The 8,927-nt window shown below is 48.3% G+C and carries 7 protein-coding genes; 2 read left to right on the top strand and 5 right to left on the bottom strand.

The features are described 5' to 3' along the window. On the bottom strand, window positions 1–1,142 hold a 1,142-nt coding region (locus tag AC4MRN_RS17380; RefSeq protein ID WP_491203984.1), incomplete at its 3' end, for a RecQ family ATP-dependent DNA helicase. A 231-nt stretch (window positions 1,143–1,373) separates the two neighbouring features. Next, window positions 1,374–4,181 carry a bifunctional aconitate hydratase 2/2-methylisocitrate dehydratase gene (locus AC4MRN_RS17375; RefSeq protein WP_370240760.1) on the bottom strand — a complete coding sequence of 936 codons (2,808 nt, stop codon included), beginning with the start codon at window positions 4,179–4,181 and terminating at the stop codon, window positions 1,374–1,376. Window positions 4,182–4,606: 425 nt separating this feature from the next. Between AC4MRN_RS17375 and AC4MRN_RS17370 the strand changes: the two genes are divergently transcribed. After that, window positions 4,607–4,960: a YbaN family protein gene (locus AC4MRN_RS17370; protein WP_491054753.1), complete on the top strand. Its 354-nt coding sequence runs from the start codon at window positions 4,607–4,609 to the stop codon at window positions 4,958–4,960. 77 nt (window positions 4,961–5,037) lie between these two features. On the opposite strand, the gene AC4MRN_RS17365 is transcribed toward AC4MRN_RS17370, so the two are convergent. Genes AC4MRN_RS17365 through AC4MRN_RS17355 form a run of 3 tightly spaced genes read right to left on the bottom strand, consistent with a single transcriptional unit; the run spans window position 5,038 to window position 7,985 of the window. Continuing rightward, window positions 5,038–6,048, bottom strand: a complete 1,011-nt coding sequence (locus AC4MRN_RS17365; protein WP_255052953.1) for a cytochrome d ubiquinol oxidase subunit II — start codon at window positions 6,046–6,048, stop codon at window positions 5,038–5,040. A gap of 9 nt (window positions 6,049–6,057) precedes the next feature. Then, a complete protein-coding gene (locus AC4MRN_RS17360; RefSeq protein WP_491203983.1) occupies window positions 6,058–7,419 on the bottom strand; it encodes a cytochrome ubiquinol oxidase subunit I in 1,362 nt (453 codons plus the stop codon). Between the two features lie 14 nt (window positions 7,420–7,433). Beyond that, entirely contained in the window at window positions 7,434–7,985 is a 552-nt protein-coding gene (locus AC4MRN_RS17355; RefSeq protein ID WP_073323655.1) for a GbsR/MarR family transcriptional regulator, read from the bottom strand. A gap of 428 nt (window positions 7,986–8,413) precedes the next feature. Between AC4MRN_RS17355 and azu the strand changes: the two genes are divergently transcribed. Further along, window positions 8,414–8,857: an azurin gene (gene azu / locus AC4MRN_RS17350; protein WP_490402200.1), complete on the top strand. Its 444-nt coding sequence runs from the start codon at window positions 8,414–8,416 to the stop codon at window positions 8,855–8,857. Window positions 8,858–8,927 lie beyond the last annotated feature (70 nt).

Raw genomic sequence — 8,927 nt, 5'->3', positions numbered from 1 at the left:
GTTAACTGGGAAAGCCCATAAGACTGGGTTTCCCACTGGTTGTTGTGGGTCGTAGTAGCAATATTGTCCAACAGGGTTTGAATGGCGTGCGGTTCCGGCGTATCGCCAAGCACAAAATTCTCCAGCACATTCAAACCATCCAGACTTGCCAGCAATATACAGCGGCTAGGCAGGCCGTCCCTGCCGGCACGGCCGATTTCCTGGCTGTAGTTTTCAATGGATTTGGGCAAATCAAAGTGGATCACAAAGCGAATGTCCGCTTTATCGATGCCCATACCAAAGGCAATGGTGGCAACAATAATGGTTGTTTCGCCCGACATAAAGCGCGATTGAATCGTGCTGCGGTTGTCGCTGCCGAGCCCGGCGTGGTATGCACAGGCATTAAAGCCACGCTGCGTTAAAAAGGTAGCGATGTCGTCTGCCGTTTTTTGCTGCGTTACATACACAATGCCTGCGCCTTCCACATTGTCCAACGCAGTTAACAGAGACTCGTGTTTGTTGTTGCTGTTGGCCGGTACGATGTCCAAATCCAGGTTGGAACGATAAAAGCCGGTTTGGACGATGTGCGGGTAGGCAATGTTGAATTTCAATGCCATGTCTTTTTGTACGCGTCGCATGGCAGTCGCGGTGAGCAGCAGTACCAGAGGAATATTCAGCTGTTGTTGGTATTGCGGGAGCTTCAGATAATCCGGCCGGAAATTGTGCCCCCATTCTGAAATACAATGGGCTTCGTCGACCACTAGCATGGAGATCGGTACGCCTTCAATAAAGCGGCGGAACCGTTCGTTTTTAAACCGCTCAACGGAAATCATAAGGATCTTCAGTTCACCGTTTCGTGCTTGTTGCATCACCTGCCGGGCTTCTTCGCTACTCAGGGTTGAGTCTAAGCTCGCGGCCGGTATTCCTTTACTGCGCAGAAATTCCAGCTGATCGTGCATCAGGGCAATCAGCGGAGAAATCACCAGAGTGAGGTGGGGCAGCAGGGTGGCGGTAAATTGATAGCACAGTGACTTACCAGAGCCGGTAGGAAATACCGCCAGGGTAGAGTGACCACCAAGCAGCTGCTCTATGGCTTGTTGCTGGCCCTCGCGGAATTGAGAAAAGCCGAATTGCTGGTAAAGCTGGTCTGTCAGGTTGTGCATATTGGTCGCGATAGGTTCAGGTTTATTGTAGCGAGTCACAAAGGTATCACCTTACTGCCGGCAACGCACAGCGGACTGGGAAATACCGATCGTATTTACGCCTTTGGGTCAGAGTATTGCCCCCGGATTCAAAGCGTTATTGCTGACTTATTTGGATTGACGACGCCATAAAAAAGCCCCGTAAAACGGGGCTCTTGTCGTCATCTACTTTACTGTAGCTATGTCGTTCGGTTAGCTCACAGAGCGAATTGGAATGACACTTGAAGGCGCAGTGCTAAGTTCAGCGCGAGGTGGTGCAAACTGAGTCAGTTTAATACCCACAACGGCTTCTTTGTACTCTTCCAACGTAGGCGTGCGGCCCAGAATGGCAGCCAGTACTACCACTGGGGTAGAGGCCAGCAGAGACTCACCTTTTTTGCCGTCTCTGTCTTCTACAACACGGCCTTGGAATAAGCGCGTTGACGTTGCGAATACGGTGTCACCTTTTTCTGCTTTTTCCTGGTTACCCATACACAGGTTACAGCCAGGACGTTCCAGATAAAGAATGTTTTCGTACTGCTTACGCGCTTCGCTCTTAGGATTGTCATCGCTGAATTCAAAACCAGAGTACTTCTGCAGAATTTCCCAGTCGCCTTCCTGCTTAAGCTCATCGATGATGTTGTAGGTAGGCGCAGCCAATACCAGCGGTGCTTTAAATTCCACCTTGCCGTATTTCGCTTCCAGATTACGCAAAATCTGAACAACAATTTTTACGTCGCCTTTGTGTACCATACAAGAACCAACGAAGCCCAGGTCAACAGTTTTGGTGCCTTCGTAGTGGGTCAAAGCGCGGATCGCATCGTGCGTATAACGCTTAGACACGTCTTCGTTGTTCACATCCGGATCGGCAATCATTGGCTCGTCGATCACGTCTAAGTCAACAACCAGTTCTGCAAAGTACTTACAGTTGTCGTCAGGCATCAGTACCGGACGGCCTGTTCCGGCGCGGATGTCTTCAATACGCTGGTTCGCTTTGTCGATCAGACCTTGAAGTGTACCGGCTTCGTTTTCCATGCCTTTGTTGATCATGATCTGGATACGGCTCTTAGCGATTTCCAGTGATTCAATCAGGGTCTCTGGCTGTGAAATACAGATAGACGCTTTGGCCTTCATTTCTGCAGTCCAGTCGGTGAACGTAAACGCCTGGTCAGCAGCCAAAGTACCGATGTGTACTTCGATAATGCGGCCCTGGAAGACGTTGTCACCGAACTTCTTCAGCATCTGTGCCTGGGTTGCATGCACGATATCGCGGAAATCCATGTGATCTTTCATTTCGCCTTTAAAGGTTACTTTTACTGATTCCGGGATTGGCATGGTTGCTTCGCCTGTCGCCAGGGCAAGTGCAACGGTTCCTGAATCGGCACCGAATGCAACACCTTTAGACATACGCGTATGCGAGTCACCACCAATAATAATGGCCCATTCATCAACCGTAATGTCGTTCAGTACCTTGTGAATAACGTCGGTCATTGAGTGATAAACACCCTTTGGATCGCGTGCGGTGATCAAACCAAAACGGTTCATGAAGCTCATCAGTTTTGGAATGTTCGCCTGGGCTTTCTTGTCCCATACCGACGCGGTATGACAGCCTGACTGGTACGCACCATCCAGTACCGGAGAAATCACGGTTGCCGCCATGGACTCAAGTTCCTGAGAGGTCATCAAACCTGTGGTGTCCTGAGAACCCACAATGTTCACTTTTACGCGAACGTCTGAGCCAGCGTGAAGCGCGACACCTTCAGGCACGCCCACTGCATTGTTGTTGAAGATTTTTTCAACGGCAGTCAGGCCCTGGCCTTCATGAGAGACTTCTTTAGACGGTGCAAATACTTCTGGCGCTTCAACCCCTAAGGTTTCAGCAGCAAAGTTTTGTAGCTTCTTACCGAACACAATGGCGTAAGAACCGCCGGCACGCATAAACTCCACTTTTTGCGGCGTAAATGCAGATGATACGTCAGCCAGTTCTTCATCACCCTTGTACAGCTTTTTGGTTTTGGTGTTGATGGTCAGTACGGTGCCGGTTTCTACCGAGTAAGCTTGCTCTAATACCGGATCGCCATTGGCGTCGAGCACAGGCTTGCCGTTGTCATCTAACTTTTTCACCCAGTTCTTCAGATCCAAACCGATACCGCCGGTTACACCAACAGTGGTCAGGAAGATCGGAGAAATGCCGTTGGTACCGGCAACAACTGGCGCAATGTTAACAAACGGAACGTAAGGGCTGGCTTGCTTACCCGCCCACAGTGCAACGTTGTTAACACCGGACATACGTGATGAACCCACGCCCATGGTGCCTTTTTCTGCAATCAGCATGACCTTTTTGCCAGGGAATTGCTTTTGCAGTTCAACGATTTTTTCCTGATCCGCAGGTGAGCACATGCATTTGCCGTGCAGTTCGCGGTCAGAACGAGAGTGAGCCTGGTTACCTGGCGACAGCAAATCTGTTGAGATATCACCTTCGGCTGCAATGAACGTCACTACATCGATTTTTTCTTCAATGTCGGGAAGTTTGGTAAAGAATTCCGCTTTTACGTAGCTTTGTAACAGATCTACCGCAATTGGATTGTTTTCTTTATAGGCTGCAGCAATGCGATCTGTGTCTGCTTCATACAGGAAGACCTGTGTTTTTAATACTTCGGCAGCTTGCTTGGCAAGTTCGGCATCGTCACCCAGTGCGATGTCCAGTAACACTTCAACAGAAGGACCGCCTTTCATGTGAGACAGCAATTCAAATGCGAAAGCCGGCGTGATTTCTTCTACCGTTTCTTCGCCCAGAATGATTGCTTTCAAAAACTGGGATTTCACGCTGGCGGCACTGGTTGTACCCGGCAACGTGTTATAAATAAGATAGTGCAACGAGTCTTTGCGGTGCTCGTTGTTTGTGTCTTTGATTTGTGCAATGATTTCAGCTAGTAATTCACTGCTATCAATAGGTTTGGGGTGCAAGCCTTCAAGCTTTCGCTCTTCAATTTCTTGCAAATAATCGGAATAGTGGCTCATGGGGTCTCGTTCTGTGTCGGTCTTGATCAAATTACAAGATATTAGAATCAGCCCTTAATCTCAATGTAATTTAATTACAATACCCCGATACTCATCATCACTGAAATAAATGTTGCGACAGATAGATATTCAACAAGGATATTAAAAAAGTGGGTATTTGTGTTGTTTTTGACAAGCAGGAAGAAGCTAGAAATATCTTTAAACTATTAAATTATAATATATTTTTATGATTTGCTTAGCAGGAAAGACACAACCTTACTTCGAATAATACGAATTGTAATAGAAAATCAAATGTCAGCGAATTACAGAGTAAGTTCAATTTAGCGTTTCTCTGCCATGTCAGTTTGCTATTACTCAGTAGTTTTTTATACTTTTAAGTAACTGTGTTTACAACATCACACCGATGTTGCCTTTGGGTTTTATACATGCGTCCAATCTGGTTCTTCATGGGCTTATCCAGTGTCTTTTTAGGCATGATGGGGGCGCTGTTGCCATTACTTCCTACCGTCCCTTTTATGATTCTTGGGGCATACTGCTTTGCGCGCTCATCTCAGCGCATGCACGACTGGTTGCTCAATCACCGGCTTTTTGGTCCGGCAATTGCCGACTGGCAGCGCAGTGGTGCCATCAGTAAGTCTGCCAAATACGCCGCGACTGTATCCGTAGCGGCGGTATTTTCTCTGTCATTGATTATGGGGTTGCGTCCCATGTTAATAGGGATTCAAGCGGTAACGCTTTGCGGTGTGATGTGTTTTATCTGGACACGTCCGCATCACTAAGCCAAATTCAAACAGCCCCGGTAAATACCGGGGCTACTTAATTTAGCGTGTTAGTTAATGGACCTAAGCCTCTCAGATTAGTAGTACGCCAGCTTTTCCGATTTGCCTGCAAAAATGCGATAAACCCATACGGTGTACATGAGTATGCATGGCACAACGACGACGGCGCCAACCAGCAAAAAGCGAAGTGAGTCAGGCGCACTAAGCGCGTCCATGATGGTGAGCTTACCTGGCACCACATAGGGATAGTAGCTGATGCCAAAGGCGGTAAAGCACAGTACAAACACCAGTAATGCCAATGCAAAGGGCAGCCATTCGCCATGCCCGCCTGCATCCGGGAGCTTTTGCAGCACAATACCGCAGAGCAATAACAGTCCGAAGCAGGCTAACGGGATCAGCATCAATAACAGGCCAACCGGACTCTCCAGCCACAGGGCACGTACATCCTGATGCAGAGTCAGATTAATAAAGCTCACGGCAATAATCCCGGCAGCCAGAATCATTAAACACCGCTTTGCCCAGTAAAATGCCTTTGCCTGCAACTCGCCTTCTGTTTTCAGAATAAGCCAGCAGGCGCCAATAAAGGCATAGGCTGCGGTAACGCCAAATGCGGCAAGCAGTGCGAACCCCTGAGCGTATATATCCGTGCGCAAGCCCGTTACCCAAATACCCAGCATATAGCCTTGTGACAAGGTAGTAAGCAAGGAGCCGTATTTAAAGCAGGTATCCCATTTTCGTTTCTTGGTTTGCGGTACTTTGGCCCGAAAATCAAACGATACGCCACGTAAAATTAGGCCCGCGAGCATTAAGGTTGCCGGAATATAGAGGGTTTGCAGGATCGCGCTATGGGCCTCAGGGAACGCAATTAACAGCAAACCTACAGCCAGTACCAGCCAGGTTTCATTGGCATCCCAGTAAGGTCCAATCGATGCCACCATGTCGTCTTTGAATTGTTCATTGCGGGGCGGGAACAGCACGCCCACCCCAAGATCATAGCCATCCAGGATGGCATAAAGTAAAACTGCCAGGCCCAGTAAGCCTACATATATGTTACCCAAAGCTTCAGCAGAAAGTGATTCAAAAGGCATAGTGTTCTCCTAATTCGCCTGAATGGGGGAGAGCGGTTGTTTCGCCTGGGCGCGCTCTTCAGCAGAGATTTCTTCAATACCTACTGACTTACGACACATCAGCGTGAGCGTACGGATGTAGGCAATCAGCAATACCACATATAAGGCGGCATACAGTGAAAATGACATTGCTATATTTGCTGGTGGTAAACCGGTAACGGCGTCCTGGGTTGTTAGTACACCGCTTACCAGATAGGGCTGTCTGCCCACTTCCGTCACGTACCAGCCCGCCAGTGTAGCCACCCAGCCACTAAAGCTCATGCCAATAAAGACTTTAGTGAGCCAGTCAGGCAAAGCGTCTTTGCGAAACAACCAGTAAGCGCCGCACCAGGCTGCAAATAGCATCAGCATACCCATGCCTACCATGACACGGAACGAGTAGAACACCGGGGCAACTGGCGGATGCTCGCCCTCAAACTCGTTTAGCCCTTTGATTTCACCGTTCGCGTCATGAGTCAGAATGAAGCTCGCCATGTTAGGGATCGCAATCTCAAAGTGATTGGTTTTGTTCTCTGCGTCGGGAATGGCAAATAATAGTAATGGCGCACCTTGTTCCGTGTGCCACACGCCTTCCATTGCCGCGATTTTCTGCGGTTGATGCTCCAGCGTGTTAAGGCCGTGCATATCACCGGCCAGAATTTGTAATGGAATAAGCACTGCCGCGGTGTAAGTAGCAGTTTTAAGCGCGAGTTTGGGGGCAATTTTGTTATCGCCTTTAAATATACGATAAGCTGATAAACCGGCAATTAAAAAGCTTGCCGTTAACCCCGATGCCAGCAACATGTGTGCAAAGCGATATGGGAAAGAAGGATTAAAAATAATCGCTGACCAGTCTTTGGCGTAGATCACACCGTCGATGACTTGGTAACCTTGCGGTGTATGCATCCAACTATTCAGTGACAAAATCCAGAATGCCGAAAGGGTAGTGCCGGCAGCAACCACAAAGGTCGCCAGGGTGTGTAACCAGTTTGGCACCCGGCGAATACCGAACAACATAATGCCGAGGAACGTGGCTTCAAGGAAGAAAGCAGTGAGTACTTCGTAGCCTAACAAAGGGCCTGCTACGTTCCCGGCTTTCTCCATAAAGCCAGGCCAGTTGGTACCAAACTGAAAAGACATGGTAACGCCAGACACCACACCCAGCGCAAAGGTCAGTGCAAAGACCCTTACCCAGAAACGGTATATACGCATCCATACCGGGTGACCCGACAGGTTTGAGCGCAGTTTGAAGTAAAACAAGAACCATCCGAGCGCGATGGTGATAGTAGGGAATAAAATATGAAAACTGATATTCAGTGCAAATTGAAGTCTGGATAGTAAGAATGCGTCCACAATCGCCTCCTGATTTAGGCTGATTTACCGGGAAGAAGTTTGTCTTTGAATTCGAGAATGCGGCCTACGCCGGCACCTAGTTTCATCAACGTATCGAGCTTTTCAGGGCCCAGGTTTTGCAACTCCTGAGACCAGGCTGTTACCGATTCCAACAGGTCGTGGATCTCGTGCAGGCGGGCCTGAACATTACTGTCTTGCTCACTACTGGCTGATTCCATCATCAGATCGCGAAGCAATGACATAGTGGGGTCGATTTCACGCTTTCGGCGCTCTTCGAATACCCGGTTTGCCAGCACCCAAATGGAGCCCGCAGGTATAAAGAACTCCTTGCGCTCGCCGGGGATGTGATGTTGCTTAATAAGCTGCCAGGATTGCAGTTCTTTCAGCCCCATACTGGTGTTGCCCCGGGAGATGCTCAGTGCATCTGCGATTTCCTGAGCTGACAGCGGTTCCTCGTGCAGCACTATTAGCGCAAGCATTTGGCCAACGGTGCGATTGAATCCCCAGCGACTGCCCATTTCACCAAAGTGCAGCACAGCAGATGTGACTAGCGGTGACATTTTCATTTTTATGTTCCTTGCTGAAGTTTCAGAAATTACTGAAAGTTTAAAATTAAACTTGATCCAGATCAATCAAAATTGATCGGTATTTAGCACCTGAACACAGAACAAAGTAGCCCCGCTAAACGCGGTAAGCGCTGGCAAAAACTGAAAAATTCTCTTGGTATTTTATATAAAACAACTGCTTGTAATGCTCTTCGCAGCGAAGCAGGCGCAGCTAGTGACAGCGTTTAATGATCTTTGACTAGGACTAAAGCCTTAGATAAATACGACCATTTGCTTAGTTTTTGCTAATGATAATCATTATCATATTGTGTATAGTTAGGCAGTTTAGCCGTAAAAAGCCTGTTTCGACGCTACCGCTAATGCACAGCCAATAGCGCAGTCGCACGTGAGAGGGCTTTTTACTACTTTTGCCGTTCCTGGAGGATAAAATGAAAAAATTTGTGGCGATTTTACTGACGTTTATGAGCAGTGTTGCATTTGCAGATGAGTGCACTGTAACCATTGAAAGTAACGATATGATGCAATTCAACATGAAGGAAATCACTGCGCCGGCGGCCTGCGATACTTTCACCGTTACGCTTAAACACACTGGTCAGCTGGATAAGAAGTTCATGGGACACAACTGGGTACTGTCAACTACCGCTGATGCACAAGCGATCGTTGGCGCTGCTTTGAAAGCCGGGGCCGACAATAACTATTTGCCGCCTGGTGACAAAACTATTATCGCCGCAACCAAAATTATCGGTGGTGGTGAGCAGGACACTGTGACGTTTGACATGAGCAAGTTATCGAGCGCGGAAGACTACACGTTCTTTTGTAGTTTCCCGGGTCACTTTGCCATCATGAAGGGCAGCTTTATTGTGAAAGGCTAATTTAGCCCGATTGCATTATCTGGTCATCGTGCCGCCCCACATAAACGCTGTGGGCGGCAATTTCATTAAG

It is taken from the genome of Marisediminitalea sp. (genome assembly GCF_984433645.1).
This window is presented reverse-complemented; position numbering and strand designations above follow the sequence as displayed.

Bases quoted from the DNA above. Each gene is read 5' to 3' on its own strand.
- AC4MRN_RS17375 (WP_370240760.1), bottom strand. From the start codon at position 4,181: ATGAGCCACTATTCCGATTATTTGCAAGAAATTGAAGAGCGAAAGCTT.
- AC4MRN_RS17370 (WP_491054753.1), top strand. From the start codon at position 4,607: ATGCGTCCAATCTGGTTCTTCATGGGCTTATCCAGTGTCTTTTTAGGC.
- AC4MRN_RS17365 (WP_255052953.1), bottom strand. From the start codon at position 6,048: ATGCCTTTTGAATCACTTTCTGCTGAAGCTTTGGGTAACATATATGTA.
- AC4MRN_RS17355 (WP_073323655.1), bottom strand. From the start codon at position 7,985: ATGAAAATGTCACCGCTAGTCACATCTGCTGTGCTGCACTTTGGTGAA.
- azu (WP_490402200.1), top strand. From the start codon at position 8,414: ATGAAAAAATTTGTGGCGATTTTACTGACGTTTATGAGCAGTGTTGCA.